General features: G+C 61.2%; 23 protein-coding genes. 13 read left to right on the plus strand and 10 right to left on the minus strand.

The window, feature by feature from the left end; genetic code table 11:
* The first annotated feature begins 101 nt into the window (after positions 1–101).
* A complete protein-coding gene (locus RlegSU303_RS30105; protein ID WP_131623168.1) occupies positions 102–932 on the plus strand; it encodes an SDR family oxidoreductase in 831 nt (276 codons plus the stop codon).
* A gap of 78 nt (positions 933–1010) precedes the next feature.
* Here RlegSU303_RS30105 and RlegSU303_RS30110 read toward each other — a convergent pair whose 3' ends face one another.
* Positions 1011–2636, minus strand: a complete 1626-nt coding sequence (locus RlegSU303_RS30110; protein ID WP_445944759.1) for a carboxylesterase/lipase family protein — start codon at positions 2634–2636, stop codon at positions 1011–1013.
* A 377-nt stretch (positions 2637–3013) separates the two neighbouring features.
* The gene (locus RlegSU303_RS30115; RefSeq protein ID WP_131623170.1) at positions 3014–3292 is read right to left on the minus strand and encodes a hypothetical protein; all 279 of its coding nucleotides are present in this window, start codon (positions 3290–3292) and stop codon (positions 3014–3016) included.
* 304 nt (positions 3293–3596) lie between these two features.
* Between RlegSU303_RS30115 and RlegSU303_RS30120 the strand changes: the two genes are divergently transcribed.
* The 11 genes from RlegSU303_RS30120 (at position 3597) to pepT (ending at position 16068) form a co-directional block, all read left to right on the plus strand.
* On the plus strand, positions 3597–4640 hold the full coding sequence (locus RlegSU303_RS30120) for an ABC transporter ATP-binding protein (RefSeq protein WP_231284018.1): 1044 nt from the start codon (positions 3597–3599) through the stop codon (positions 4638–4640).
* 162 nt (positions 4641–4802) lie between these two features.
* Positions 4803–5798, plus strand: a complete 996-nt coding sequence (locus RlegSU303_RS30125) for a Fe(3+) ABC transporter substrate-binding protein (RefSeq protein WP_131623219.1) — start codon at positions 4803–4805, stop codon at positions 5796–5798.
* A gap of 53 nt (positions 5799–5851) precedes the next feature.
* Positions 5852–7510, plus strand: coding sequence for an ABC transporter permease (locus RlegSU303_RS30130; protein ID WP_131623172.1), 1659 nt, complete (start codon positions 5852–5854; stop codon positions 7508–7510).
* A gap of 282 nt (positions 7511–7792) precedes the next feature.
* Complete coding sequence (locus tag RlegSU303_RS30135; protein WP_131623174.1) at positions 7793–8515, plus strand: FadR/GntR family transcriptional regulator; 723 nt, start codon at positions 7793–7795, stop codon at positions 8513–8515.
* Positions 8512–9684, plus strand: coding sequence for a PLP-dependent transferase (locus RlegSU303_RS30140; RefSeq protein ID WP_131623176.1), 1173 nt, complete (start codon positions 8512–8514; stop codon positions 9682–9684). The genes RlegSU303_RS30135 and RlegSU303_RS30140 overlap by 4 nt, the downstream gene beginning before the upstream one ends.
* Positions 9685–9719: 35 nt before the next feature.
* On the plus strand, positions 9720–10979 hold the full coding sequence (locus tag RlegSU303_RS30145; protein WP_131623178.1) for an ABC transporter substrate-binding protein: 1260 nt from the start codon (positions 9720–9722) through the stop codon (positions 10977–10979).
* 95 nt (positions 10980–11074) lie between these two features.
* The gene (locus RlegSU303_RS30150) at positions 11075–12010 is read left to right on the plus strand and encodes a carbohydrate ABC transporter permease (RefSeq protein ID WP_072642039.1); all 936 of its coding nucleotides are present in this window, start codon (positions 11075–11077) and stop codon (positions 12008–12010) included.
* 4 nt (positions 12011–12014) lie between these two features.
* Positions 12015–12845 carry a carbohydrate ABC transporter permease gene (locus RlegSU303_RS30155; protein WP_131623180.1) on the plus strand — a complete coding sequence of 277 codons (831 nt, stop codon included), beginning with the start codon at positions 12015–12017 and terminating at the stop codon, positions 12843–12845.
* A 4-nt stretch (positions 12846–12849) separates the two neighbouring features.
* Positions 12850–13908 carry an ABC transporter ATP-binding protein gene (locus RlegSU303_RS30160; RefSeq protein WP_131623182.1) on the plus strand — a complete coding sequence of 353 codons (1059 nt, stop codon included), beginning with the start codon at positions 12850–12852 and terminating at the stop codon, positions 13906–13908.
* Between the two features lie 69 nt (positions 13909–13977).
* Positions 13978–14730 carry a metallophosphoesterase gene (locus RlegSU303_RS30165; RefSeq protein WP_131720235.1) on the plus strand — a complete coding sequence of 251 codons (753 nt, stop codon included), beginning with the start codon at positions 13978–13980 and terminating at the stop codon, positions 14728–14730.
* A 105-nt stretch (positions 14731–14835) separates the two neighbouring features.
* Complete coding sequence (gene pepT, locus RlegSU303_RS30170) at positions 14836–16068, plus strand: peptidase T (RefSeq protein WP_131623186.1); 1233 nt, start codon at positions 14836–14838, stop codon at positions 16066–16068.
* Positions 16069–16107: 39 nt separating this feature from the next.
* Here pepT and RlegSU303_RS30175 read toward each other — a convergent pair whose 3' ends face one another.
* From RlegSU303_RS30175 to RlegSU303_RS30195, 5 genes are all read right to left on the minus strand, one after another.
* Entirely contained in the window at positions 16108–16944 is an 837-nt protein-coding gene (locus tag RlegSU303_RS30175; protein WP_020052640.1) for a cell wall hydrolase, read from the minus strand.
* A gap of 264 nt (positions 16945–17208) precedes the next feature.
* Positions 17209–18249, minus strand: coding sequence for a sulfate/molybdate ABC transporter ATP-binding protein (locus RlegSU303_RS30180; protein ID WP_027665648.1), 1041 nt, complete (start codon positions 18247–18249; stop codon positions 17209–17211).
* A 10-nt stretch (positions 18250–18259) separates the two neighbouring features.
* Positions 18260–19132 (minus strand): sulfate ABC transporter permease subunit CysW, encoded by an 873-nt coding sequence (cysW, locus tag RlegSU303_RS30185; RefSeq protein ID WP_020052642.1) that lies wholly within the window; start codon positions 19130–19132, stop codon positions 18260–18262.
* On the minus strand, positions 19122–19979 hold the full coding sequence (gene cysT, locus RlegSU303_RS30190; RefSeq protein WP_017957989.1) for a sulfate ABC transporter permease subunit CysT: 858 nt from the start codon (positions 19977–19979) through the stop codon (positions 19122–19124). The genes cysW and cysT overlap by 11 nt, the downstream gene beginning before the upstream one ends.
* Positions 19980–19987: 8 nt before the next feature.
* Positions 19988–21013: a sulfate ABC transporter substrate-binding protein gene (locus tag RlegSU303_RS30195; protein WP_131628799.1), complete on the minus strand. Its 1026-nt coding sequence runs from the start codon at positions 21011–21013 to the stop codon at positions 19988–19990.
* 360 nt (positions 21014–21373) lie between these two features.
* Here RlegSU303_RS30195 and RlegSU303_RS30200 point away from each other — a divergent pair, with 360 nt between their 5' ends.
* The gene (locus tag RlegSU303_RS30200) at positions 21374–22390 is read left to right on the plus strand and encodes a porin (RefSeq protein ID WP_077980157.1); all 1017 of its coding nucleotides are present in this window, start codon (positions 21374–21376) and stop codon (positions 22388–22390) included.
* A gap of 113 nt (positions 22391–22503) precedes the next feature.
* Here the strand turns inward: RlegSU303_RS30200 and RlegSU303_RS30205 are convergent, their stop codons facing one another.
* Genes RlegSU303_RS30205 through RlegSU303_RS30215 form a run of 3 tightly spaced genes read right to left on the minus strand, consistent with a single transcriptional unit; the run spans position 22504 to position 26414 of the window.
* On the minus strand, positions 22504–22959 hold the full coding sequence (locus RlegSU303_RS30205) for a PTS sugar transporter subunit IIA (protein ID WP_131720236.1): 456 nt from the start codon (positions 22957–22959) through the stop codon (positions 22504–22506).
* A 57-nt stretch (positions 22960–23016) separates the two neighbouring features.
* On the minus strand, positions 23017–23709 hold the full coding sequence (locus RlegSU303_RS30210; protein ID WP_168277243.1) for a response regulator transcription factor: 693 nt from the start codon (positions 23707–23709) through the stop codon (positions 23017–23019).
* Positions 23706–26414 carry a sensor histidine kinase gene (locus tag RlegSU303_RS30215; RefSeq protein WP_231283908.1) on the minus strand — a complete coding sequence of 903 codons (2709 nt, stop codon included), beginning with the start codon at positions 26412–26414 and terminating at the stop codon, positions 23706–23708. The genes RlegSU303_RS30210 and RlegSU303_RS30215 overlap by 4 nt, the downstream gene beginning before the upstream one ends.
* Positions 26415–26485: the final 71 nt, after the last annotated feature.

The following is a 26485-nucleotide window of genomic DNA, read 5'->3' on the forward strand; positions in this document are numbered from 1 at the left end:
ATTCACCAACTCATGCAGCATTCGACGGATGAAAGCAGGAATAGTCTCATCTATCTTTACCTTCAAGAGCAGCCGCAATCCCGCGGCATGAAAGGGTAGCCATGGCAAAGACATGGATGATAACAGGCGCTTCCTCCGGTTTCGGGCGCATCATGACCGAAAAACTGCTGGCGCGCGGCGATCGCGTCGCGGCGACGGTGCGCAGGCCGGAAGCGCTCGCCGATTTGACGTCGCATTACGGTGAGAACCTCTGGATCGCGACGCTTGACGTCAGCAATGATGAGGCGGTGCGCTCGGTCGTCGACGCCGCTTTTGGAGCGATGGGCCGGATCGACGTCGTCGTCAGCAATGCCGGCTATGGCCTGTTCGGTGCTGCAGAGGAGGTCAGCGACGAACAGATCCGTCATCAGATCGATACCAACCTGATCGGCTCGATCCAGGTGATCCGGGCAGCACTGCCGCATATGCGGGCGCAGGGCGGCGGCCGCATCCTGCAGGTGTCTTCGGAAGGCGGGCAGATCGCCTATCCGAATTTCAGCCTCTATCACGCGACCAAATGGGGTATCGAGGGCTTCATCGAAGCGGTTTCGCAGGAAGTCGCCCCCTTCGGCATCGAATTCATCATCGCCGAGCCAGGTCCGGCGCGGACCGATTTCGGGCGCGGGTTGGTCGCGCCGCAGCCGATGCAAGCCTATGACGCGACGCCGGCTGGCGACATCCGCCGCGCCATCGCCGACGGCACGTTCGAGGCCAAGGGTGACCCCGTCAAGATGGCGCAGGCAATGATCGAGGCCGCCGAACAACACGCGGCTCCGAGGCGGCTGGCGCTCGGCGCCGGCAGCTATGCCTCGATCCGCAAGGCGCTGGTCGAGCGGTTGGCTGAGCTCGACGCCTTCAAGGAGGTGACGATCTCCGCGGATGTCGATGCCTGACATCCACCAGCAAATGCTGCTGCCGGCGCCGGCCGGTCGATGCCAGCCGGCGCCGTATGTCCAATCCTGCAATACGCGTTAGAGAGCGCCTGCAGCCTGCAGCAGCGTGCGATCGAGATCGACCGCCACGCGGGGCTCCTTGTCGAGGACCATGGTCGCTGGTTTGTAGGTTGTGTAGGCCGGCCAGTCGGGCAGGCCCTCGGCGCTCGGCTTGCCGTTGCGCGCGAAGTTGACCCAGGCCTGGCTCACCTTCCTGGAAAGCGCGAGCGCGTCGCTGCCACCGCCGGTCGACGTCTTGACCAGGGCGGCGTTGGCGAACACGTAGGGCAGTTCCGCGCAATGCCAGGCCATGGCAATCCCATCCAGGACCGGTGACTCGTAGGCGAACATGTAGGAGTAGACCGGAGCCCCGTTCTGCTTCGCCTTCAGGTCGAGATCACGGATGGCTCCCGGCCGGAAGCGCAGATCCAGGAAATAGGCGTCGGCGATCTTTTTCTCGGGGTAGGCGGCCTTGAATGCCTTGCCGACCGCGTCGGCCTTGTCGGCGAAGCGCTCCTTCAGCTTGGCCCGAGACTTGTCTTCGTCCCAGTTGTTCTTGTTGTCGGCAAGAAGCTCGCCCGCCTTGTGACTGATCACCGTCTCGAATTCGTTAAGGGTGTTCCCGACCATCAGGGGAATGTCCTTGGCCTTGTCGACCCATTGTGTCCCTACGGGGTTCGCCGGAATGTAATCGCCGTCCTGAACGGGCGCATAGCGCGCATCCTTCGCGCCTTGGGTGGTCGCGTCCTTGATGGCCTTGTCGGCTGCGGCAAGGAGATCGTAATAGTCCGCGTCGGCAAGCTTGTCGATTTCGTCAGCCTTGAGACCGAGATTGGCGAGCGTCAGCTCGGCCACCTTCCGCGAGGACGCCGGATCGATGACGGAATCGGTCCGGGAGCCGCTCTGGACGATGGCCTTCTGGAAGAGGCCCTTCGCTGAAGGCGTGCCCATCAGGGCGCGCACCTTGTAGCCACCGCCGGACTGGCCGAAAATCGTCACGTTGCCGGGATCGCCGCCGAAGGCTTCAGCATTGTCGTGGATCCATTTCAGCGCAGCGACGAGATCTGTGACGCTGGCATTGCCCGACCGTTTGTATTTCTCTCCGTAGGCGGAAAGATCGAGGAAGCCGAGCACGTTGAGCCGGTGGTTGAGGGTGACGACGACAACATCGCCGTCCTTGCTCAGATTATGGCCGTCATACGAGGTCAGTTCGATGCCGGAGCCATTGGTGAAGCCGCCCCCATGGATCCACACCATGACCGGCCGTTTCTTTCCGTCCTTGATCGCTGGCGTCCAGATGTTCAGGAACTGGCAGGCTTCGCTCATCGGCAGATAGCGGTGCGGATTGAAGAGTTCGTCGCCGGCCACCTCCTTCATGCGGGGGATGAAGCAGTTCTCGCCATAGGTGACTGCGGGACGGATACCTTTCCAAGGCGCGACCTCTTCCGCCGGCATGAAACGGTCGGCATGAGCATAGGGGACGCCAAGATAGCTGTAGATGCGATCGTCGAGTGCGCCGACCAGACTGCCCTTCTTGGTTTCGACGACCGTCTTGCTCTGCGAAGCAACAAACTCTTCGGCGAGAGCGGGTGCGCCGACAATGGAAGCTGTCATCGCCGACAGCGCAGATATTAAAGCGCAATAATATAGAAACGTCCTTTTCATCAACTTATCCTCTTGTCGTTGATTTCGAGTTTTCAAAAGCCCGACGGCCGTCGTCCCCGGCCGTCGGTGACTAACTAGGTCGGCGCCGACGCTTTTCAGGCCACAGTCAGATGGTTTGCTGGAGAGAGGATCACGCCGGAGGGTTGGACGGGTCTTCTTGCCGACCGGCCTCCAATGAACAAGGAGATCCGACGCCGCGCGGGCTGCTTCTACGCGCTTTGGTCCTGCCGGATCTCGAGCTTCTTGAGCACGCCTGACAGAACACCATCGGCGCCCGAATGGTGGCGATTGGTCAACATTATCCGCACAGGTGATTACACGGCGAGATACATGGAAATCTCGCCGCTTGCCAGGATCGCGCTAGCGTCCGCCACTTGTCAGAAAGATGACGAAGGGACCACGCCGATCGTTGGGACGGGTGGTTTGTGCTCCGGCATCTTGTTTTCTTGCTCGTCGCCGGCGCTCAGTGCCTCGCGCACTTCATCCTCTTCCCAACCCGCCTCGATGGCGGAAGCCACGAGCGTTTCGATTTTCTCCGTTTCCGAGTTGTGCGAAGTCTCATCGAGACGGCGTCTGGCGGTCTCGAGACACTGACGGAGGTTCGAAGCGCGGCTGGCGTCGTTACGGTCGTAGCTTGGCGATGCGACGTAGGTCATTTGGAAGCTCCCTGCTGATCGAGAGGAACACCTGAAGAGAGAGCCGGTTCCAGCGCGTGTCTCGGGAAAGCGAGACAAGGTGCAATCTCCGGCGTAACGGCACTTAAGGTGATCGCGGCCGTTGCGATTGGCGCGGAACGGTCATCTGTGGCGATAGGTGGAAAGATGCCGGCGAGAAGTTTTTGCTGCAACTTTGAAACGGCAAATAGCTTGCCGTGCCTGTGGAACAGATTGCGCTTGTCCCGACCTGCCTGGGTATGTTCTAGGGGGGTGTCAGGACTTGCACTGGAAGGCACCGGCGAGCATGAAAGCTGAAATGAACGCAATCGCAGTACGGCTGGAAAATGTTACCCGTCGCTTTGGCATCACTGCAGCCGTGCAGGATCTTTCTCTTCATATTTGGCGCGGAGATGCGGTTTCGCTCGTGGGCCATTCCGGTTGCGGCAAGTCTACGCTCCTGCGCATGATTGCCGGTGTCGAGACACCGGAATCCGGCCGCATCCTCCTCGAAGGCCGCGAGGTTGCCAGTTCGACCACTTTCGTCGAACCGGAGGCGCGTGGCGTCGGATTGGTCTTCCAGGACTATGCTCTCTTCCCGCACCTGACTGTACGGGACAATATCCTCTTTGGTCTCAAGCGACATCCGAAGGGCGAAGCAACCGCGCGAGCACAGGAGATGATCAGCAAGGTCGGAATCGAACATCTAACGCATCGCTATCCGCACACCCTTTCCGGCGGTGAACAGCAGCGTGTCGCACTAGCCCGCGCCCTGGCGCCTCGGCCGAGTATCGTCCTGATGGACGAACCCTTTTCCAATCTGGATCAGGGCCTGCGTGGAAAGGTACGCAGCGACACCTTGAGCCTCTTGAGGGCACTCGGCACGACCGTGATCATCGTGACGCATGATCCCCAGGAAGCACTTTCCGTCGGTGATCAGGTGGTTCTGATGCGGGCAGGTGAAATCGTCCAATCCGGCTCCGCCTATGATCTGCACGACCGTCCAACGAATCCTTATGCGGCAGAGTTCTTTTGCGCGTCCAGCAAAGTGCCCGGCGTTTACCGTGGCGGATGGATCGAAACCGCGATCGGCAATTTCGCCTATGCGCTTGATTGTCCGCCCGCAAGCTCCGTGACTGTTTATATCCGCCCGCATGCGATTGCGCTGTCCCCCGGCTCGGGAATTGCCGCTCGTATCGAGGACCGTGTTTTGCATGGCGAATTCGAGCAGTTAACGTTGAAGGTTGATGGCCTCGATGTGCCGCTTAAGGCGAGAGCTTTGGAGCGGCTGCCGGCCGACGCCGAGTATATTCAGATATCAATCCTCCCCGAGCGGCTGCTGGCTTTTTGACAGCTGACCTGCGCTGGCCCATGCTGCTGACCTCCTCATCAAGTTTCCGTGATATTCGGCATCAAACCCCAGGGAAAACTTGACTTTCAGGGTCATGAACTGCTCAAGGGATGCGCATTCATTCGGAGGGACATAATGAATTCGCGCTCTATTCTCGCATCCATGCTGCTTGCTGCTTCGGCGCTGATGTCGCCTTGCATCGCTGCGGCCGCAGAAATCAACCTCTACACGACGAGAGAGCCGGCTCTGATCGCACCTCTTCTGGAGGCGTTCACCAAATCGACCGGGACGAAGATCAATACGGTTTTCCTGAAGGATGGCCTGGCAGAGCGTGTCGCCTCCGAGGGCGCCAGCTCGCCGGCTGACATCCTGATGGCCGTCGATGCCGGCAACCTTGTCGATCTGGTCGACAAAGGCGTAACGCAACCGGTCGAATCGCCTGTTCTGAATTCGGCAATCCCGGAACAGCTGCGTGATCCCAAGGGCAACTGGTTTGCACTTTCGATGCGCGCGCGCGTGCTCTACGCGGCCAAGGACATTGACATTAGCACATTCAACTACGAGGAGCTTGCCGATCCCAAGTGGAAGGGCAAGATCTGCATACGCTCGGGTCAACACCCTTATAATACGGCACTGTTTGCTGACTACATCGCTCATTACGGCGCGGAAGAAACCGAGAAGTGGCTGACAGCTGTCAAGGCCAATCTCGCCCGTAAGGCAGCCGGCGGCGATCGCGATTCGGCCAAGGATATCCTCGGCGGCATTTGCGATATCGGTATCGCCAACTCCTATTATGTCGGCCTGATGCGGTCCGGCAAGGGTGGTGAAGAGCAGGTCAAATGGGGCGACGCCATCAAGGTCGTCCTGCCGACCTTCAAGAACGGCGGGACGCAGGTGAATATCAGCGGCGCGGCAATCGCCAAGCATTCACCGAACAAGGCTGAAGCCGTTAAACTTCTCGAATATCTCGTCTCTGAAGAAGCGCAGAAGATCTATGCTGAGGCCAATTACGAATATCCCGTGAAGGCAGGCGTCGCGGCCGATCCGATCATCGCATCCTTTGGCGAACTAAAGATCGACAGCAAGCCCTTGTCCGAGATCGTCAGCCATCGCAAGCAGGCGAGTGAACTCGTGGACAAGGTCGGCTTCGACAACTAAGGACAGGGAAGGCGCCGCTGACAGGCGCCTCCCCCCCGAGAGCGGACCAAGTGATGTTTCCGAGCCCGGCGCCCGCCCGCTCTGCAAAGCGCCCTGGCAGCGCATGGCTGACGATTGCCGCCACTATCGCCCTCATTGCCATGCTGCCGATCGGGGGATTACTCATCGAAGCCTCGAAGGGTTCGGCGGGTCTTTGGGGACATCTTTTCTCGACCATCCTTTCGGTCGCGCTTCTCGACACCGTCATTCTCCTTGCGGGGGTCGGCGTCATCACTGCTGTGGTTGGCACGACGACGGCATGGCTGGTGACCGCCTATGATTTTCCCGGCAGGCATGCTCTGGAGTGGATGCTGCTTCTGCCGCTTGCCGTTCCGACCTACATCGTCGCCTATGCCTATCTGGATATAATGCATCCGATCGGTCCGGTGCAGGATGCCGTGCGCTGGTTGCTAGGCTACGAGACCCCGCGCCAGTTTCGCCTTCCGGACGTCCGTTCCATGACTGGCTGCATCCTGCTTCTCGGAATCGTGCTCTACCCCTATGTCTACATCCCCACGCGCGCGATGTTCCTCACGCAATCCGGTAATCTCGTCGATGCGGCACGCACGCTCGGCACATCTCGCCGCGCGGTCTTCTGGCGGGTCGCTCTGCCGCTCGCGCGCCCCGCTGTTGCCGTGGGTATCAGCCTTGCACTGATGGAAACGTTGAACGATGTAGGCGCCGCCGAATTCCTCGGTGTCCGGACGATCACCGTTTCCATCTACACGACCTGGATCACCCGCTCCGATTTATCGGGAGCGTCGCAGATCGCCCTTGCCCTTCTGCTCATCGTCGTCGCAATTGTTGCGGTGGAGCGATGGGCGCGACGCAAGCAGGGATACTCGATCGATGTACGCCGGATGCGAGATTTCCAACCGCGGCGGGTATCCTTGGGAAAAGGCGTACTGCTGTTTCTCGGCGGTCTACTGCCGGTCATCCTAGGCTTCGCCGCGCCCGCACTCTATCTCTTGATCGAAGCGGCAAAACGCTATCGGTTCGCCGGCATATCCCCACGGATCATCGATGAGGCCGTGAATACCCTCGCTATCGCCACCCTGGCGACAATCACGACCGTCATCCTTGGCCTTCTCGCCGCCTATGCGACCCGCCTGCGGCCGGGCCAGCCGTCCTCCTGGCTCCTGCGCTGTTCCACGATTGGCTATGCGGCTCCCGGCACCGTGGTCGCCATCGGTGTGTTGATCATCCTTGGCGGGCTCGATCAGTTTATCGACCGCACCGCGCTTTCCTTGTTTGACGTGTCCACTGGTCTGCTCCTGATGGGATCGGGTGCTGCCGTCATATATGCGCTCATCGTGCGGTTTCTGGCGATCTCCGCGGGCGGCATAGAAGCCGGTCTCTCGCGCATTTCCCTGTCGCTTGATCATGCGTCACGTTCACTGGGGCAATCCACCGCAGGCACCCTGCGCTACGTACATTTGCCGCTTTCGAAGGCGGCAATCTCAGCTGCCGCGCTACTGGTCTTCGTCGATTGTGTAAAGGAGCTGCCGGCGACGCTTCTCCTGCGGCCACTCAATGTCGAGACTTTCGCAACTCATCTTTATGGAGAGGCTGCCAGAGGCACTTACGAGGAAGCCTCGATTGCAGCGCTCGCCATCGTGCTGATCGGCATCCTGCCGGCCATTTTGCTGTCGCGGATCGGGCGTATCCGCTAGCCGGCATGCCGATGGATATGCCGGCGCCACGACCTCCACTAAGCAACGCAAAGCGACAAACCGGTCGCCATGGGCAATGTCGTGGCCGAATGGCTGCTTGGCCTCTGTAAATCGTAACACCGGCACAAGGGGAGAGAGGCCAATTTGGAGGGGCCAAAGGACGTCGTGGAGGAGCGGGACCAAAAATGGACGTTGCCGACTTGACGTTTTCCGCCGTATGCGAAATGCTAAGATGTCAGACCAATTTCAGAGGTCGGCTGCCTGATAAGAAAATGGGGAACCATGAAGGCAAATCGTAGCGACAGGCCGTTGATCCGGCCGCTTCCTGTCATGGACCGCGCGCGCCAGGTGACCGATGCGCTGGCGGATTATGTCGAGGAAGCCAGGTTGAAGGCGGGCGACCGTTTGCCGGCCGAGCGCGAGCTGATGGCAGCCCTTGCCGTCGGCCGCTCGACCATTCGCGAGGCGATCCGCCACTTCCAGGCGCTCGGCGTCATCGAGACGCGCAAGGGAAGCGGCACCTATCTGCTGAAGCCGGTTTCCAGGGCGACGATCCACATGCCGCTCTCGTTCGATACCGCACACCTTCGCGACGTGCTGCTGCAGACGCTGGAGGTTCGCCGCGGCATCGAATGCGAAGCGGGCATGGTTGCGGCGCGACGGCGCACGAACACGGATCTCGTCGTCATCGAGGAAAAGCTGAACGCGATGGAGCGGGTGCACTTGGAGAAAGGCACCTCCGGGCCGGAGGATCTGGCCTTCCATCTCGCCGTCTACGACGCCGCCCACAATCCGCTGTTTCGCCAGCTTCTCGAGCAGATGCGCGAGACCTTCGAGCGCTTCTGGGAGCATCCGTTCGACCGGCAGGATTTCGCGCGCCGGTCCTTTCCCTTTCACCGCACCCTTTTCGACGCGATCGCTGCCGGGGATCCCGAGGCGGCGCGCGCCGAAACATTGAAAATTCTCGATATCGTCGAGGAAGACATCAAGGAAATGTCCAAATGAGCAACGGCTCTGAACCGTTCGATCTTGCTTCCCTCATCACCGCGCATGACGAAGGCAACTTCGCCGACGCCGTCGTGCCGCCGATTTTCCAGACGTCGCTTTTCACCTTTTCCGATTATGACGACATGATCGCCTCCTACCGCGGCGAGAAGGTGCGGCCGATCTACACGCGCGGGCTGAACCCGACGGTACGTGCCTTCGAGGAAATGCTCGCCAAGCTCGAAGGTGCCGAGGATGCGCTGGGTTTTGCCAGCGGCATGGCGGCGATCTCGTCGGCGGTCTTAAGCTTCGTCGAACCGGGCGACCGCATCGTCGCCGTCAAACATGTCTATCCGGATGCGTTCCGGCTGTTCGGCACCATCCTGAAGCGGATGAAGATCGAGGTGACTTATGTCGACGGGCGCGACGAGGAAGCGGTCGCCCAGGCGCTGCCCGGCGCCAAGCTGTTCTACATGGAAAGCCCGACGAGTTGGGTGATGGAAGCGCATGATGTCGGCGCGCTCGCAGCACTCGCCAGACAGCACGGCGTCGTCTCGATGATCGACAATAGCTGGGCAAGCCCGTTCTTCCAGCGGCCGCTGACGCTCGGCGTCGACCTCGTCATTCATTCGGCCTCGAAATATCTCGGTGGCCACAGCGATGTGGTGGCGGGCGTCATCGCCGGCTCGAAGGCGATGATTGCGCGCGTCAAGGCAGAGGCCTATCCTTATCTCGGCGGCAAGCTTTCGCCGTTCGACGCCTGGCTCCTGATCCGCGGGTTGCGCACGCTGCCGCTGCGCATGCGGGCCCATGAGGCATCCGCTCTCGAAATCGCCAGGCGCCTGCAGAAGCTCGACGTGGTGGAGACAGTCTGCCATCCGGGGCTCGCCAACCGCCTGCCCGCCGGCCTCAACGGCACCTCGGGCCTGTTTTCGTTCATATTCCGCGAAGGCGTCGATATCCGCGCCTTCGCCGATCACCTCAAGCTCTTCAAACTGGGCGTAAGCTGGGGTGGACATGAAAGCCTGATCGTACCGGGCGAGGTGGTGCTTCAGCAGAAGGCACAGCCGAATTCCGCACATGCCTTCGGCATCCATGCGCGATCCGTACGTCTCCATGTCGGCCTCGAAGGAACCGAGGCTCTGTGGAGAGACATCGAGGAGGCGCTCGCCGCCGCCTCACAATCCTGAAACGCGAGAGAAACCTAACAAGGGGGAACTGAGCCATGAAAAAACTAATAATCTCGACGCTCTTTGCTTCGATGATGGCGGGCACGGCCTTTGCCGATACGACGCTCAAGCTTGTCGAAGTGATCACCAGCCCGGAGCGCACCGAAACGCTGAAATCGATCGTCGGCAAATTTGAAGCCGCCAATCCCGGCACCAAGGTCGACATCATCTCGCTGCCCTGGAACGAAGCCTTCCAGAAATTCGCGACCATGGTGTCCGCCGGCGACGTGCCCGATGTGATGGAAATGCCCGATACTTGGCTGTCGCTCTATGCCAATAACGGCATGCTCGAGAGCCTGGAGCCCTACCTCGAAAAGTGGGAGCACACCAAGGAACTGACGCCGCGCGCGCTCGAACTCGGCCGCGACGTCAAGGACACCGCCTATATGCTGCCTTACGGCTTCTATCTCAGGGCGATGTTCTACAACAAGAAGCTGCTTGCCGAAGCCGGCGTCGCCGCGCCGCCGAAGACGATGGAAGAATTCACCGCCGCTTCGGAAAAGGTTTCCAAACTGCCCGGCAAATACGGCTACTGCATGCGCGGCGGAGCAGGCGGCCTCAACGGCTGGATGATCTTCGCCGCCACGATGGCCGGCTCGAACAAGTATTTCAACGACGACGGCACCTCGACGATGAACAGCCCCGGCTGGGCGAAGGGCATCGAATGGATGGTCGATCTCTACAAGAAGGGCTATGCGCCGAAGGACAGCGTCAACTGGGGCTTCAACGAAGTCGTCGCCGGCTTCTATTCCGGCACCTGCGCATTTCTCGATCAGGATCCGGACGCGCTGATCGCCATCGCCGAGCGCATGAAGAAGGAGGATTTCGGTGTCGCGCCGCTGCCGAAAGGCCCCGACGGCAAGTCCTTCCCGACGATCGGTTACGGCGGCTGGTCGATGTTCACGACCAGCGGGAACAAGGATCTTTCCTGGAAGCTGATAGCCACCCTCGAAGGGCCGGAAGGTAATCTTGAGTGGAACAAGCGCATCGGCGCCCTGCCGGCCTATACGGCGGCCGAGAAGGATCCCTTCTATGCCGGTGACCAGTTCAAGGGCTGGTTCGAGGAACTGGCGGACCCGAACACGGTACCAACGGTCATGCCGACCTACCTCGAGGAATTCGCCTTCTTCAAGGATTCGCTGGCGATCAAGACCTCGCAGCAGGCATTGCTCGGCGATATCTCGGCGAAGGATCTGGCCGACCAGTGGGCCGAATACCTCACCAAGGCGCAGCAGAAGTTCCTCGCCAAGAAATAAGCGGCGGATCGACGGCGGCGGCCTCAGAACGGGCCGCCGCCGCTTTTTTATGACACAGACGGCGCATGAACGCCGCGAACGGGAATTTTTGGCTGATGACCATTTCCGCCGATACGCTCGATATGCGTCGCGACCGCAGGCCATGGCTGCGTCGCGTTGCCGATGCTTCGGAGCCCTATCTCTACAGCGCGCCGTCGCTGATCCTGATCATTGCGGTGATGCTGGTGCCGTTGACCGTCGGCATCTCCTACGCGTTCCGCGATATCCAACTGCTCAATCCGTTTTCCGGCGGCTTCATCGGGCTCGATCATTTCCGCGAGCTTGCCGGCGATGCCGCCTTTTACGGGGCGCTGAGGAATACGCTCTGGTGGACGGGCGCTTCCGTCGTCCTGCAGTTCGTCTTCGGGCTGATCCTGGCGTTGCTGCTCGACAAGCCGTTCAAGGGCCGGGCAATCGCGCAGGCGCTGGTCTTCCTGCCGTGGGCCGTGCCGTCCTTTCTCGCCGGCCTCAACTGGGCCTGGCTGTTCAATCCCGTGATCGGGCCGATCCCGCACTGGCTTTTCGGCCTCGGGCTGATGCACGAGCCGGGCAATATCCTCTCCGATCCCAATTATGCCATGTGGGGACCGATCGTTGCCAATGTCTGGTGGGGCATTCCCTTCTTCGCCATCACGCTGCTTGCGGCGCTGCAGGCCATCCCGCGCGATCTCTACGAAGCGGCGTCGATCGACGGCGCCGGCTGGTTCCAGCGCTTCCGCTCGATCACCCTGCCGTTTCTGGCGCCAACGATCGCGATCACCGTGCTGCTGCGCACCGTATGGATTTCCAATTTCGCCGATCTGATCGTCGTCATGACCAGTGGCGGACCGGCCGACCGGACGCAGATTGTCGCCAGCTACATCTTCACGACGGCCTTCCGGCGGCTCGATTTCGGTTACGCCTCGGCGATCGCGCTGGTGCTGCTTGTGCTGCTGCTTGCCTATTCGATGCTGATCATCCTGCTCCGGCAGACGCTGCTGAACAAGGATTGAGATCATGAGACGATCCGTCATTCCCACCATCGCACACCGTCTGGCGATCCTCTGCTACATCGCTTTCGCACTCTTTCCGCTGTTTTGGCTGCTCAAGGTTTCGGTGACGCCGAACGACCTGCTTTATAGCGAGGGCGTTCGCATGTGGCCGTCGCGCACGACATGGGATCACTATGCCTTCGTGCTGCGCCACAGCGCCTTTCCGACCTTCTTCAAGAACAGCCTGATCGTCTCGGCCGCGACCGCCGTCACCGTGACGATCTGCGCCTCGCTGTCGGGCTATGCGCTGTCGCGGTTTAATTTCCGGGCAAAATACTGGATCGTCGCCCTGATGCTGCTGACCCAGATGTTCCCGCTGGTCATGCTGGTCGCGCCGATCTTCAAGATCCTGTCGCCTCTGCATCTGACCAACAGCCTGACCGGGCTCGTCATCGTCTACACCGCCTTCAACGTGCCTTTCGCCACCTTCCTGATGCAATCCTTCTTCGACGGCATTCCGAGGGATCTCGAAGAGGCGGCGAAGATCGACGGGGCGACGCAGTTCATGGCGTTTCGCCAGATCATCCTGCCGCTGACGCTGCCGGGGATCGCCGCCACACTCGGTTTCGTCTTCACCGCCGCCTGGAGCGAACTGCTCTTCGCGCTGATGCTGATCAACGGCAATGACGCGGCGACCTTCCCGGTCGGACTTCTCACCTTCGTTTCGAAATTCTCGGTGGATTTCGGGCAGATGATGGCGGCGGGCGTCATGGCGCTCATTCCGGCCGGCCTCTTCTTCCTGCTCATCCAGCGCTATCTCGTCCAGGGCCTGACGGCCGGCGCGGTCAAGGGTTAAACAAATGGCATCGATCGATATCCGGAATATCCACAAAGCCTATGGCCATGTGCAGGTGCTGCATGGCGTCAACCTGGAAATCCTGGACGGCGAATTCGTCGTGCTCGTCGGTCCGTCCGGCTGCGGCAAGTCCACGCTGCTGCGGATGATCGCCGGGCTGGAGGAGGTCACATCAGGCGAGATCCGCATTGCCGGCAATAGGGTCAACGAGCTGCATCCCAAGGATCGCGACATCGCCATGGTGTTCCAGTCCTATGCGCTCTATCCGCATATGAATGTCGCCGGCAATATGAGCTACAGCCTCAGGCTGCGGAAGGTGGCGAAGGAGAACATCACCAGCGCGGTGGCCGCGGCGGCCGCCAAGCTCGGCCTCGATCCGTTGCTCGAACGGCGGCCGAAGGCGCTTTCCGGCGGCCAGCGCCAGCGCGTCGCCATGGGCCGCGCCATCGTGCGCCAGCCAAAAGCCTTCCTGTTCGACGAACCTCTGTCCAACCTCGACGCGCGCCTGCGCGAACAGATGCGCGCCGAAATCAAGAAACTGCATGGCGACCTGAAGGCGACCTCAATCTACGTGACGCACGACCAGATCGAGGCAATGACGCTGGCGGACCGGATCGTCGCCATGCATGGCGGGGTGGTCCAGCAGGTTGGCAGTCCCCTGGAACTCTACGACCGCCCCGCCAATCTCTTCGTTGCCGGTTTCATCGGCTCGCCGGGGATGAATTTCCTCGAGGCCACCTACGATGCCGGTGGCGTGAAGCTGAAGGACGGCACGATCGTGCCGCTTGCAAAACCCTTGCCGCTTTCAGACGGCGCGAAGGTGACGCTCGGCATTCGGCCGGAGCATGTGCTGATGAGCGATGGCGGGGCGGGGCTTGCCACCGATGTGGAACTCGTCGAGCCCACAGGCTTCGGGATCATCCTGCACCTTGCCCTGCATGGCCTGCCGTTCAAGATCTTCACGCTGAACCGCGAAGCGCTGAAGTCGGGTCCGAAGATCAATGTTGCCTTCCCCGCCCAATATCTGCACGTGTTCGATGTCGAGGGAAAACGCGTCGATTGAGCCGCTGGGCTGGTGGCTCGTTGCTGTCGGTTTTGGCATAGTGTCTCCGGCAGGGGCGGGAGGCAGAACATGCTTGTTGCGCAGATATCCGATATCCATGCGAGGCCGGACCTTTCGTCGCTCCAGACGCTGGAGCGAGCGATAGGCTGGCTGAAGACGTTCCGTCCGGATGTGCTTGTTGTCACCGGAGATCTGGTAGATGACGGATGGCGGCACGGCTATCGCCTGGTCGCCGAAAACCTGCGGTCGCTGGACTGCCCTGTCCACCTTTTGCCGGGCAATGGTGACGTTGCGCAATTGATGCGCTCCGAACTTGCCGCCGTTGGCGCTTGGATCAATGCGACGGGACCGATGCATTTCCGGGCAGCCGTCGATGGCCTGACCCTCTTCGGTGTCGATGTCACCGTCGCCGGCCAGAGCTACGGCGATGTCCTGCCGCATCTGCCATGGCTGATGAGCGCGCTTGCGGACGTGACGACGCCCTCACTTCTCTTCATGCATCAGCCGCCATTGAGGATCGGCATCGAGGTGCTGGACCGGGTCGGATGCAGGAACGACAGTGCGCTTCTCAGCACCCTGGTGGCGATGGACAGGCTACCGCTGGCGATTCTTTGTGGCCATGTTCACCGACCCGCATTTGGCCGGCTGGGATCGATCCCTGTCCAGACCTGCGGCTCCCTTTGCCTGCCCAATCCGCTTCTGCTGGAAGGCCGTGCCGATCTTCCGGTGATCGACGCTCCGTCCTTCCTCGTGCATGAGGTCAGCGACGGCGGGCTTGTTTCCCATGTGGTATCGATTCCGGCATCCGATGGCAGCGCATGAAATGGATTGACTGGGGAAACCCTCACGTGCTGCGGGTGGAAAAATCTTTTGCCGCATCGCCCAGGAGGGCTATATCGTCCGTGTGATCTTACTGGACTGGATGCCATGACCGACACTGTTCTCGACCGCTTTCTCCGTTATGTCGTTATCGACACGCAATCCGACCCTGCCTCTTCGACGCAGCCGACCACCGGCAAGCAGAAGGATCTCGGCCGGGTTCTGGTCGATGAACTGCTGAAGATCGGTCTTGCCGACGCGCATCTCGATGAACACGGCTATGTCTATGCGACCATTCCGGCCAATAGCGACAAGACGGTGCCGGTCATCTGTTTCTGCTCGCACATGGATACGGCACCCGATTTCAGCGGCACCGATGTCAAGCCGCAGATCATCGGGAATTATGCCGGCGGGGATATTAAGCTTGCCGGCGATCCAAGCCGGGTGATCCGCGTCAGCGACCATCCTGAGCTAAAGAACCAGATCGGCAATGATATCGTCACGACCGATGGAACGACATTGCTCGGCGCCGACGATAAGGCGGGACTGGCTGAGATCATGACCGCGGCTCAGATGCTCGTCGGCAATCCTGATATCAGGCACGGGACGATCAAGATCCTGTTCACGCCGGACGAGGAGGTCGGGCGCGGCGTCAACAAGGTGGATCTAGCGAAACTCGGAGCCGACTTCGCCTATACGATGGACGGCGAGACGGCCGGCCATATCGAGGATGAGACCTTCTCGGCCGACGGCGTCGAGATCAGCATATCAGGTGTGGCGATCCATCCCGGTTTTGCCAAGGACCGCATGGAAAACGCCATCAAGATCGCCGGCGCCATCATCGACCGGCTGCCGAGGGATCTTGCGCCGGAGACCACCGAAGGCAGGCAGGGTTTCATCCATCCCACCGGCGTGACCGGCTCGATGGAGAAGGCGTCGCTGAGCCTCATCATCCGTGACTTCACCGACAAGGGGCTGACGGAAAAGGAAACGACGCTCGAAGCTATCGTCAAGGACGTGATGGCTGCCTATCCCGGCTCGACCTATCGTTTTGAGGTGAAGGAGCAGTATCGCAATATGAAGGTGGTGCTCGATCGTCACCCGGAGATCGTCGAGAACGCGATCGAGGCGGTGCGCCGGGCCGGCATGACGCCGGTGCGCGGCAGCATCCGCGGCGGCACGGATGGCTCGCGTCTCTCCTTCATGGGATTGCCGTGCCCGAATATTTTCGCCGGCGGCCATGCATTCCACTCGCCGCTCGAATGGGTCAGCCGGCAGGATATGGAAAAGGCCGTCAAAACGATCGTGGAATTGGTGAGGGTTTGGGAAGAGCGCGCCTAAGCGCGCTTGTATCTAACTCATACCGGAAGGGCGGTTGGTTTAACCGCCGTTCGCCGGAAGGCTTTCACGCAGCATCACGCTGTCATAGGCTGGGCGGGGCGTCGGGATCGCAATGGGCATTCCCGGCTCGGGCTCAACCGATGTTACCGGCGATGTTTCCGGCGCGGTCACCGGCGCCGTTATCCGCATCTGTCCGGTGCTCGCCGTCGCCATGGGATCCGGAGCCGGCAGAGGAACGGGAACCGCCGAGGGTATCAGGGCTTCGAATTGCGGCGGGAGCATGCTTTCGCCGGGCACATAGTTCATCGCCACCTCGTAGGAGGGCAGCGGCGGAGGCGTTTGAAGCATGCCGTTGGAGTCGCGCTTCTCGTAGAAGGCGTTGCCGCCGGCAACCGTCACATAGTGCATGTTGTCGTAGGGGAATTTCAGCCCATTTGTGTGGAAGAACATCGCATCCTTCACCGCAGGATGGCGGGCGCCCTTGATAAGGATCGCATCGGCTGCGCTCGCAAGCTCGGTTTCCGCCTGCGGCTTGACTTCACGCGTCATCACGCCGGGGGCGAATTGCCTTTTCTGGGCCACGACGCCGCAGATGGAAGGGGGATAGGCGCCGGAGGTGAGCCTGTTCATGACAACGGTCCCGACAGCCATGTAGCCGTCCTCGTCCGAATGCTGCGATTCGAAATACATCGCGCGCTGCAGGCAGTCGCGATCCTTGGCCGTATAATTGAACGTGACTTTTGCCGGTTGACCCTGCTTCGTCTTGGTGTTCGCCGCCGTTGCCGCCGGTTTCGATGTCGTCGTGCAGCTTGCAGCTGCCAGTCCTACGAACAAAATCCCGATCAGGGATTTTCCAAAGGAAATCTCCGCCCTCAACGCCAGGTGCCTCCTATGGGATTAGTTCAGCCCTTTTTGATTAAGTGAAAACGTTTTACTCGTCATATGACTGAAATACAAACAACCTTAGATAACAAAAAGCCTAAGGGACTCTCGCCGAAAACGATTCCGGCGATGAGGACTGCATAATTCCTTGGATCGGAATCGATCAAAGGATAAAATCATATAGCAATTCAAAGTGTTACAGCTCCTTTGCGGCTCTCGAAAAGACGCGCGGCGCAGTCGGTCGCCGCCGCATCTCCATCAACTGCGGAACAGTTTCCAGCGGGTCGGCTTGAAAGCCACCCGGTTGCGGTCGAGCCTGTCGGCCTCGCTCGGCGGCAATTCGATCTCGATATGCGGGCGATCGGCACCGATATCCAATTCGATATGGCGGGTACCGGCCACGCGGCGGCTGGAAACCGGCTGGCCGGCGATACAGTTTTCAGCTGATTCGCAGAGCCTGACGTCATGCGGGCGGAAATAGAGCTGCGCCGTGCCATCCGGCTCGCCTTCGGCATTGAGGCCGAGCGAGCGGCCTTCGAAGCGAATGTCGCCGTCGGCAACCTCGACTTCAAGGCAGTTCGACTGGCCGATGAAGCCGAAGACGAAGGGCGAATTCGGATTGTCGTAGACCTGGTCCGGCGTGCCGACCTGTTCGATCGCGCCCTGACTCATGACGACGACGCGGTCGGCAAGCTCCAGCGCCTCATCCTGGTCGTGGGTGACGAAGACGGTGGTGTGGCCGGTGCGGTCGTGGATGTCGCGCAGCCACTTGCGCAGGTCCTTGCGCACCTGGGCGTCGAGCGCGCCGAAGGGTTCGTCGAGCAGCAGCACGTTCGGCTCGACGGCCATGGCGCGGGCGAGCGCCACACGCTGGCGCTGGCCGCCGGAAAGCTGGGCCGGGTAGCGCTTTTCCAGACCGGAAAGCTGGACGAGGTCGAGCAGTTCCAGCGCCCGCCTGCGGATATCGGCCTTCGGCGGCCGCCGCGCACTGTTTCTGACCTTCAGGCCAAAGGAGACGTTTTCGAGCACCGTCATGTAGCGGAACAGAGCATAATGCTGGAAGACGAAGCCGATATTGCGCTGCTGCACTGATTTCTTCGAGGCATCCTCGTCACCGAAGAAGATCAGCCCCTCCGTCGGGCTTTCGAGGCCGGCGATCAGCCGCAGCAATGTCGTCTTGCCGGAGCCGGAAGGGCCGAGCAGTGCGATCAGCTCGCCGGAGCGGATGTCGAGCGAGACATCGTGCAGCGCCGGAAAACGATCGAATTCCTTGCGAATGTTTTGAACGCGTACTTCCATTCCAAATCCTTCAGTGCCGCCGGCTGGCGGCGATTTCGGCGCTATAGCGCATTTCCAGCAGCGTCTTCAAAACAAGAGTTACGAGCGCGAGCAAGGCCAAAAGCGTGGCGACCGCAAAAGCGCCGGTGAAATTATACTCGTTATAGAGAATTTCCACCTGCAGCGGCATGGTGTTCGTCTGGCCGCGGATGTGGCCCGACACCACCGAGACAGCGCCGAATTCGCCCATGGCGCGGGCGTTGCAGAGCAGTACCCCGTAAAGCAGGCCCCATTTGATATTCGGCAACGTCACGTGCCAGAAGGTCTGCCAGCCGCTGGCTCCGAGCGAAAGGGCTGCCTCCTCGTCGGCCGTTCCCTGTTCCTGCATCAGAGGGATCAACTCGCGGGCGACGAAGGGGAAGGTGACGAACATCGTGGCGAGGATCAGCCCCGGCACGGCGAACAGGATCTTGATGTCGTGAGCGCTGAACCACTGGCCGAGCCAGGTATTGGCGCCGAACAGCAGAACGAAGACCAGGCCCGATATGACGGGTGAGACCGAGAAGGGCAGGTCGATCAGCGTCGTAAGGAAGGCCTTGCCCTTGAACTCGAACTTGGCGATCGCCCAGGCGGCGGCAACCCCGAAGACGAGGTTGAGCGGTACGCTGACGCCCGCAACGATCAGCGTCAGGCGAATCGCCGAGAAGGTTTCGGCGTCTGCGAGCGCCTCGAAGAACGGCCCGGCTCCCTTGCGAAAGGCTTCCACGAAGACGGCCGCGAGCGGCAGAAGCAGGATCAGCAGCAGGAAGACGAGCGAGAGGATGATGAGGCTGTAGCGCGCGATCCTGTTTTCGGTGGTTACCGACCGCAGCTTTGCCGGTTGAGCGGTCGCATCAAGCGCCATAACCGTACCTCCGCCTACTCCAGCTCTGGATGAGATTGATGACGAGCAGCATGGCGAACGAGATGATCAGCATGATCGCCGCAATGCCGGTCGCTGCGGCGTAATTATACTCTTCGAGTTTGATGATGATCAGCAGCGGCGCGATCTCCGATTTGAACGGCAGGTTGCCGGCGATGAAAATGACCGAGCCATATTCGCCGACGCCGCGGGCGAAGGCGAGCGCAAAGCCGGTGAGCACGGCGGGCGCCAGCCCCGGCAACAACACACGGAAAATCGTCTGGAAGCGATTGGCGCCGAGCGTTGCCGCGGCTTCCTCCACTTCCTTGTCGATCTCCTCCATGACCGGCTGCACGGTGCGCACCACGAAGGGCAGGCCGACGAAGATCAGCGCCACGACGATGCCGGCAGGCGTGAAGGCGATCTTGATGCCGAGCGGCGTCAGGAACTGGCCGATCCAGCCGTTCGGCGCATAGAGCGTCGTCAGGGCGATGCCGGCAACGGCGGTCGGCAGCGCGAAGGGCAGGTCGACCATGGCATCGATGATCCGCTTGCCGGGAAAGCGGTAACGCACCAGCACCCAGGCGAGGATGATGCCGAAGACGGCATTGACGATCGCGGCGATGAAGGCGCTGCCGAAGCTGATGCGCAGCGCGTTCAGCGTGCGCGGATCGAGCGCGATCGACCAGAATTTCTCCCAGCCGAGCGCGCTCGACCGGACGGCAAGGCCCGAGAGCGGGATGAGGATCAGAAGGGTGAGCCAGGTCAAGGTAAAGCCGAGCGCCATTCCGAAACCCGGAATGACGCTCGGCCGTTTGAACCGCCACCGCGTGGGGCTATGTGCTTTCATGAAGTCTATTATTGGGCCGGCTTGTAGATTTGGTCAAATACCCCGCCGTCGCCGAAGAATTTCGGCTGCGCCTCTTTCCAGCCGCCGAAGTCGTCAATGGTCGCGAGCGTCAGCTTCGGGAAGCGGGCGATGTCAGCCGGATCGGCGGCTTCCGGCTTGGTCGGCCGATAGTAGTGCTTGGCAGCAATCTTCTGGCCTTCGTCCGAATAGAGGTAGTTGAGATAGGCTTCGGCGACCTTGCGCGTGCCCTTCTTGTCGACATTGCCGTCAACGATGGCGACCGGCGGGTCGGCGCGGATGGAGAAGGCCGGCGTCACGATCTCGAACTGGTCGGGACCGAGCTCTTCGAGCGAAAGATGGGCTTCGTTTTCCCAGGCGAGCAGCACGTCGCCGAGGCCGCGCTGGACAAAGGTGGTCGTGGCGCCGCGAGCACCGGTGTCGAGAACCGGAACGTGCTGCAGCAGTTTAGCAACGTATTCCTGCGCCTTGGCTTCGTCGCCACCATTTGCCTGCTTGGCCCATGCCCAGGCGGCCAGGAAGTTCCAGCGGGCGCCGCCCGATGTCTTCGGGTTCGGCGTGATGACCTGCACGTCGTCCTTGACCAGGTCGCCCCAATCCTTGATGCCCTTTGGGTTGCCCTTGCGGACGAGGAAGACGATTGTCGACGTATAAGGCGTCGAATTGTTGGGGAACTTGGTCTTCCAGTCGGCCGGGATCTTGCCGGTCGCCTTGGCGATGGCGTCGATATCGCCTTCGAGGGCAAGTGTCACGACATCGGCGTCGAGGCCGTCGATGACCGATCGGGCCTGGGCGCCGGAACCGCCATGCGATGCCTGGATCGTCACGGTTTCACCGCTGTCCTTTTGCCACTTGGCGGCAAAGGCGGCATTGAAATCCTTATACAATTCGCGGGTCGGATCGTAGGAAACGTTAAGAAGCGTCTGATCCGCGAATGCCGGAGCGATGCTCCCGATTGCGAAGCTGCCTGCCATGACCGCAGCTGCGATGAGCCGGGTGAGCCGTTGTGTCTGCATGAGAACCCTCCTGTTTTCTTTCTTAACTCTATCAAGTCAGTCGTATAATGAAACAAAGGTTCTTCCGGTTCCGGCGTGGCTGTTAGAATGCCATTCCATTTAAGGGGCAATTTGGAAATGGACGTGCCGAAGTTGGCCGCGGCCAATCGGTCGCCGCCCAACCCCTGCCGCAAGGTCGTGTTTTTTTGGCCACAGTTCCTCCACGAAAGCGACATGGTGATGCAGATTTTTGCCAGGATTTTGCCGCGATGACACTTGCGGATTCCTATATGGCTCCCGTGCGGCCGTATTCGCCGACCGCTACGCGGGGGCACCCCTTGAAGTGCGCCTCGCATTCCAAACCTGTTAGGGCCATTCAAAATGAATATCAGAACTATCCTTTTTGCCTCCGTTGCCGCCCTTGCCGCGGCCTCCGGAGCCCGCGCAGCCGACGCCATCGTGGCGGCGGAACCCGAGCCCGTGGAATATGTTCGCGTTTGCGACGCCTACGGAACCGGCTATTTTTATATTCCGGGAACGGAAACATGCCTTTCGATCGGCGGTTACATCCGTACCGAAGTGCGCTTCGGTGAGCAGATATCCGGCGATTCCGACGTAAACTTCTGGACTCGCGGTCAGGTCACCTTCCAGACCAAGAACGACACCGAGTACGGTACGCTCACCGGCGTCATCACGCTGCGTTACAATGTCGACAATGCCTCCGATCAGGAAGCTTTGCTTGATGAAGGCTATCTCGACATTGCCGGTTTCCGCGCCGGTAAACTGTACAGCTGGTGGGATGACGACATGAGCGGCGAGACCGATACGCTCGCCAGCAACGAGACCACCCACAACTCGATCCGTTATCAGTACGAGAATGGTGCTTTCGCGGCCGGCATCTCGGTCGACGAACTGGAAGACGACTACGCCACCAAGCCGGGCGAAGGCCCGAACAACTTTGGTGTCGCAGGCCAGGTCTCCTACAAGGCCGGCGCCATCAGCGCTTACCTGCTTGCCGGTTATGACACCGACACCAGCGAAGTTGCTGTCCGCGGTATCGTCTACGCCGACATCGGCCCGGGCACGCTCGGCATTGCCGGCGTATGGGCAAGCGGCGCCAACTACTACTACGAAGAGTCCGAATGGACGATCGCAGCAGAATATGCCTTGAAGGTCAACGACAAGTGGTCGGTCACCCCGGGCTTCCAGTACTTCGAGAACATCGCTCTCGAGGCTGACGGCAACGGCTTCACCGGCGGCAGCGCCTACACGACCGGTGTCACCATCGACTACCAGATCGTCGAAGACCTGCGTTCGAAGCTCAGCGTGCAATATCACGATGAGGATGAAGGCGACGACGAAGTGTTCGGCTTCCTGCGCTTCCAGCGCGATTTCTAAGATAGTCTGATTGCAGACGAGCAGGCGCGGCCTTCGGGCCGCGCCTTTTTTATGATGCCGAAAAGTGTGAGCGATTTTCGGACGACATCATGCTCTCGCTATCGATTTGGACGTCACACCCGTGAATCGGCGATGAAATCGGAATAGAATTCGTCGACCGTTCTTGCCTTGCGCATGGCGGCAAGCACGCCGTCCGATTGCAGCCGCCTGGCGATGGCGGAAAGCACGTTCAGATATTCGCCGCGATTGTTTTCTCCGAAGAGCAGCACGAAGGCGATGTCGGTCGGGATATCGTCGATCGCCTCGAAATCCAGCGGCTGGGCGAAGCGGAGGAGCAGGCCGCGCGGGCTGGTCATGCCGTCGATCGCCGCATGCGGGATGGCGATGCCGTTGCCGATCCCCGTCGAGCCGAGCTTCTCACGCGCTTCGAGCGCCTTCAGGATGGTCTGGCCGTCGACGGAGAAAGCCTTGGCGGCCTTGTCGGCTATGGTCTGCAGCGCGCGCCATTTGGTCGGTACCGACACGCCGATGAAGGTGTGTTCCGGCCGGATGATGTTGGGAAGGTTCATGTCATTCTCGATACTGTTCGGCTCGATACTGTTTCGGGCAGCGGGAGCGAAGGGACGTCAGTCCGGTTCCCTGAGCCGGTAGCCGACGCCGGTCTCCGTGGTGATATAGTGCGGCTGGTCCGGAATCTGCTCAATCTTTTGCCGCAGTTGCCGGACATAGACGCGCAGATACTGCACGTCAGCCGCCGGCCCCCATATCTGCTTTAGAAGAAACTGGTGTGTCAGCACCTTGCCGGCATGCTGGGCGAGCACGCGCAGGATGTCGTATTCCTTCGGCGACAGCTTTATTTCCATGCCGTCGACCTTGACGATGCGCTTGACGAGATCGATCGACAGCCCGCCAGTCTGGAAGATCGCCTTTTCTCCCTGCTGCTGCAGGCGGTGGCGCAGCGCCACGCGGATGCGGGCGCCGAGCTCGTTGATGCCGAAAGGCTTGGTGACGTAATCGTCGGCGCCGCTTTCCAGCGCCTTGACGATGCCGGCCTCGTCGGTGCGGCTGGAGAGAATGACGACGGGCATGGAAAGCCCTTCGTCGCGCCACTCCTGCAGCAGGTCGTAGCCTGATTTGTCGGGCAGACCGAGGTCGAGCACGATGAGGTCGGGCATGTCGTCGGCGACCGACTGACGGGCGGCGCTGGCGCTCGGCGCCTCCTGCACTTCGTAGCCCTGCGCGGTCAGGCCGACGCGAAGCAGCTTGCGGATCGGAGGCTCGTCGTCGACGACGAGGATTTTGACGGCTGAACCGGTCATCTGAGTTCATCCAGTTTCGGAATGTCGGTGGGTTTCGGCAGGCGGATGGTGAAGACGGCGCCCGAACGGCCCGTCCGGTTGCCGGCGGTGATCGTGCCTCCCATCGCCTCGATGAAGCCGCGGCAGATGGAAAGGCCAAGCCCGGTGCCGGCGCGCACCTGATCGCCCTTGCGTACGCGGTAGAAGGTGTCGAAGACGCGGGTGAGATCGGCCGGCGGGATGCCCGGGCCTTCGTCCGAAATCTGCACGACGACGTTGTCGGCATCGGCCCAGCCGCCGATATGGATCACCGATCCCTCGGGCGCGTATTTCGCGGCATTGTCGAGCAGGTTGAAGATCACCTGCTCGAACAGGACAGGATCGACGCGCACCATCGGCAGGTCGGCGGGGATGCTCATCTCGGCCTTGTGGCCGTCGAGGATCTTTGCGGCACGGCGCAGCGCGCTGCCGACGATATCGCCGGCATAATGCAGCGCGGAGTTCGGCTCCATCGCGCCGGATTCGATCTTGGTCATGTCGAGCAGGTTGGCGATGAAGCGGTTGAGGCGTTCGGATTCGTCGACGACGGTCGACAGCAGGTCGCTGCGATCCTCCTCCGGCATCGAGGCGAAATAATCGCGCAGCGTGCCGGCGGCGCCGAGGATGGCGGCAAGTGGCGTCTTCAGGTCGTGCGAAATCGATGTCAGCAGGGCCGAGCGCAACCGGTCCGCTTCGGCCGCAAGTCTTGCCCGGTCGACATCGGCGACGAGCTGGATGCGTTCAATGGCAAGGGCCGCCTGGTCGGCCAGCGCATCGAGCAGCCGTTGTTGCTCCGGCGTCAGCAGCGGTCCGTCGCGGCGGTCGCTGTCGAGGCCGATGACACCGACAGCGGTGCGCCCGGTTCGGAGCGGCACATAGAGGCGTTTGGCGCCGGGCAGGGTATCGGCGCCGCGGCCGGCGGCATGATTGTGCTCCCAGGCCCACCGGGCGGCGGCGATATCGGCGTCGTCCAGCGTGTCATCAGGGGGATAACCGGCCTTGACGGCAATGCTACCCTCTTCCGGCAGCAGCAGCACGACGCGGACCTTCAGCATCGAGGCGAGCTGGAAGGCCGTCGCCCAGAGCACGTCGTCGAGCGTGCCGGTGCCGGCGAGCTTTTTCGAGAAGAGATAGAGGTCTTCAGTCGTGCGCGCCCGCTGGCGGGCGGCGGCCGCCTGGCGCTGCACGGTCGCGGTCAGGTTACTGGCGATGATGGCGACGCCCAGGAAGAAGAAGAGGGCGAGCACACTTTCCGGATCGCTGATCGTCAGCGTGTAGCGTGGCGGCAGGAAGAAGAAGTTGAAAGACAGTGCGCTGAGGATGCAGCTGTAAAGGGCCGGCCGCAGGCCGTGGAGGACGGCGGAGGTCAGCACCGCCATCAGGAAGACGAGGGCGAGGTTGCGCACGTCGAGCACTTGGTCGAGCACGACGCTGACGCCGAGCGCGATGGCGACATAACCGGTTGCCAGCAGGTAGGCCCTGAAATCCAGCTCAGGCGCAACCGCCGCAGCCCTGACGCCACGCGCGGTGGTGCCGTCCTTCTCGTTGCCTGAAATGACATGGACGCTGATCTCGCCGGTCTTGCGGATCAGCTCGTCGGTGATCGAGCGGCTCCACCAGTCGCGCCAAGTCGGTTTCTTCGGGGCGCCGATGACGATGTGGGTGACGTTGTTGGCGGTGGCGTGGCGGACGAGCTCTTCGGCCACTTCGCGGCCGGGAAGGGTGATCGCCTCGCCGCCGAGCTGCTCGGCAAGGCGCAGTGTGGCGGCGACCGTATCGCGCTCGGCTTCGGTGAGATTGATCGAGCGGTTGGTCTCGATATAGACGGCAGCCCAGGGCGCGCGCAGCCGCGAGGCCATGCGGGCGGCATAACGCACCAGCGAAGCGGAGCGCGGATGGTGGTCGACCGAGACGAGAACGCGTTCGCCCGCCGCCCAGGGGCCTGATATGGCATGGGCCTGCATATGCGTGAGCAACTGGTCGTCGACGCGCTGGGCGGTCTTGCGCAGCGCAAGTTCTCTGAGCGCCGTCAGATTGCCTGGCGTGAAATAATTGGTCAGCGCCCGCTCGGCAGTGCGCGGCATGTAGACCTTGCCGTCATGCAGGCGCTTGATCAGATCATCCGGCGTCAGGTCGATGATCTCGACGTCGTCGGCAAGGTCGATGATCGAGTCCGGCACCGTCTCGCGCACGCGGATACGGGTGATCTGCGAGACGACGTCGTTCAGGCTCTCGACGTGCTGGATGTTCAGCGTCGTATAGACGTTGATGCCGCGATCGAGCAATTCCTTGACGTCGAGGTAGCGCTTCGGATGGCGGCTACCCTCGGCATTGGTATGGGCGAGTTCGTCGACCAGCACGAGATCCGGCCGGCGGGCGAGGATGCCGTCGAGGTCCATTTCTTCAAGCGGCCGGCCCTTGTAGCTGATTTCGACGCGAGGGATGATTTCGAAGCCGGCGACAAGCGCTTCGGTCTCCTTGCGACCATGGGTCTCGACGACGCCGATGACGACATCGAGGCCGTCGGCGATCTTGGCACGGCCGGAGACGAGCATCTCGTAGGTCTTGCCGACGCCGGGGGCCGCTCCGAGAAAGATCTTCAGACGGCCGCGCGTCTCAGCCCGGGCTTTTTCGAGAAGCGCATCGGGCGAGGGCCTGCCGGCCTGGTCGCGATTGTCCTCTGGCATGCGTATGGTCTTTCTGCAGATGGCTGCCGGGGCGGGCGCTAGTTCCCGGTCCCTCATCAAGTCAGTTCGGC

The sequence above is a fragment of the Rhizobium sp. SU303 genome (assembly GCF_021052345.1).
GTDB classification, from domain to species: Bacteria; Pseudomonadota; Alphaproteobacteria; order Rhizobiales; family Rhizobiaceae; genus Rhizobium; species Rhizobium laguerreae.

What these genes read in the sequence shown, in the direction of transcription:
- RlegSU303_RS30105 (WP_131623168.1), top strand. Translation starts at nt 102, where the DNA reads ATGGCAAAGACATGGATGATAACAGGCGCTTCCTCCGGTTTCGGGCGC.
- RlegSU303_RS30110 (WP_445944759.1), bottom strand. Translation starts at nt 2,636, where the DNA reads ATGAAAAGGACGTTTCTATATTATTGCGCTTTAATATCTGCGCTGTCG.
- RlegSU303_RS30115 (WP_131623170.1), bottom strand. Translation starts at nt 3,292, where the DNA reads ATGACCTACGTCGCATCGCCAAGCTACGACCGTAACGACGCCAGCCGC.
- RlegSU303_RS30120 (WP_231284018.1), top strand. Translation starts at nt 3,597, where the DNA reads ATGAAAGCTGAAATGAACGCAATCGCAGTACGGCTGGAAAATGTTACC.
- RlegSU303_RS30125 (WP_131623219.1), top strand. Translation starts at nt 4,803, where the DNA reads ATGCTGCTTGCTGCTTCGGCGCTGATGTCGCCTTGCATCGCTGCGGCC.
- RlegSU303_RS30130 (WP_131623172.1), top strand. Translation starts at nt 5,852, where the DNA reads ATGTTTCCGAGCCCGGCGCCCGCCCGCTCTGCAAAGCGCCCTGGCAGC.
- RlegSU303_RS30135 (WP_131623174.1), top strand. Translation starts at nt 7,793, where the DNA reads ATGAAGGCAAATCGTAGCGACAGGCCGTTGATCCGGCCGCTTCCTGTC.
- RlegSU303_RS30140 (WP_131623176.1), top strand. Translation starts at nt 8,512, where the DNA reads ATGAGCAACGGCTCTGAACCGTTCGATCTTGCTTCCCTCATCACCGCG.
- RlegSU303_RS30145 (WP_131623178.1), top strand. Translation starts at nt 9,720, where the DNA reads ATGAAAAAACTAATAATCTCGACGCTCTTTGCTTCGATGATGGCGGGC.
- RlegSU303_RS30150 (WP_072642039.1), top strand. Translation starts at nt 11,075, where the DNA reads ATGACCATTTCCGCCGATACGCTCGATATGCGTCGCGACCGCAGGCCA.
- RlegSU303_RS30155 (WP_131623180.1), top strand. Translation starts at nt 12,015, where the DNA reads ATGAGACGATCCGTCATTCCCACCATCGCACACCGTCTGGCGATCCTC.
- RlegSU303_RS30160 (WP_131623182.1), top strand. Translation starts at nt 12,850, where the DNA reads ATGGCATCGATCGATATCCGGAATATCCACAAAGCCTATGGCCATGTG.
- RlegSU303_RS30165 (WP_131720235.1), top strand. Translation starts at nt 13,978, where the DNA reads ATGCTTGTTGCGCAGATATCCGATATCCATGCGAGGCCGGACCTTTCG.
- pepT (WP_131623186.1), top strand. Translation starts at nt 14,836, where the DNA reads ATGACCGACACTGTTCTCGACCGCTTTCTCCGTTATGTCGTTATCGAC.
- RlegSU303_RS30180 (WP_027665648.1), bottom strand. Translation starts at nt 18,249, where the DNA reads ATGGAAGTACGCGTTCAAAACATTCGCAAGGAATTCGATCGTTTTCCG.
- cysW (WP_020052642.1), bottom strand. Translation starts at nt 19,132, where the DNA reads ATGGCGCTTGATGCGACCGCTCAACCGGCAAAGCTGCGGTCGGTAACC.
- cysT (WP_017957989.1), bottom strand. Translation starts at nt 19,979, where the DNA reads ATGAAAGCACATAGCCCCACGCGGTGGCGGTTCAAACGGCCGAGCGTC.
- RlegSU303_RS30195 (WP_131628799.1), bottom strand. Translation starts at nt 21,013, where the DNA reads ATGCAGACACAACGGCTCACCCGGCTCATCGCAGCTGCGGTCATGGCA.
- RlegSU303_RS30200 (WP_077980157.1), top strand. Translation starts at nt 21,374, where the DNA reads ATGAATATCAGAACTATCCTTTTTGCCTCCGTTGCCGCCCTTGCCGCG.
- RlegSU303_RS30205 (WP_131720236.1), bottom strand. Translation starts at nt 22,959, where the DNA reads ATGAACCTTCCCAACATCATCCGGCCGGAACACACCTTCATCGGCGTG.
- RlegSU303_RS30210 (WP_168277243.1), bottom strand. Translation starts at nt 23,709, where the DNA reads ATGACCGGTTCAGCCGTCAAAATCCTCGTCGTCGACGACGAGCCTCCG.
- RlegSU303_RS30215 (WP_231283908.1), bottom strand. Translation starts at nt 26,414, where the DNA reads ATGCCAGAGGACAATCGCGACCAGGCCGGCAGGCCCTCGCCCGATGCG.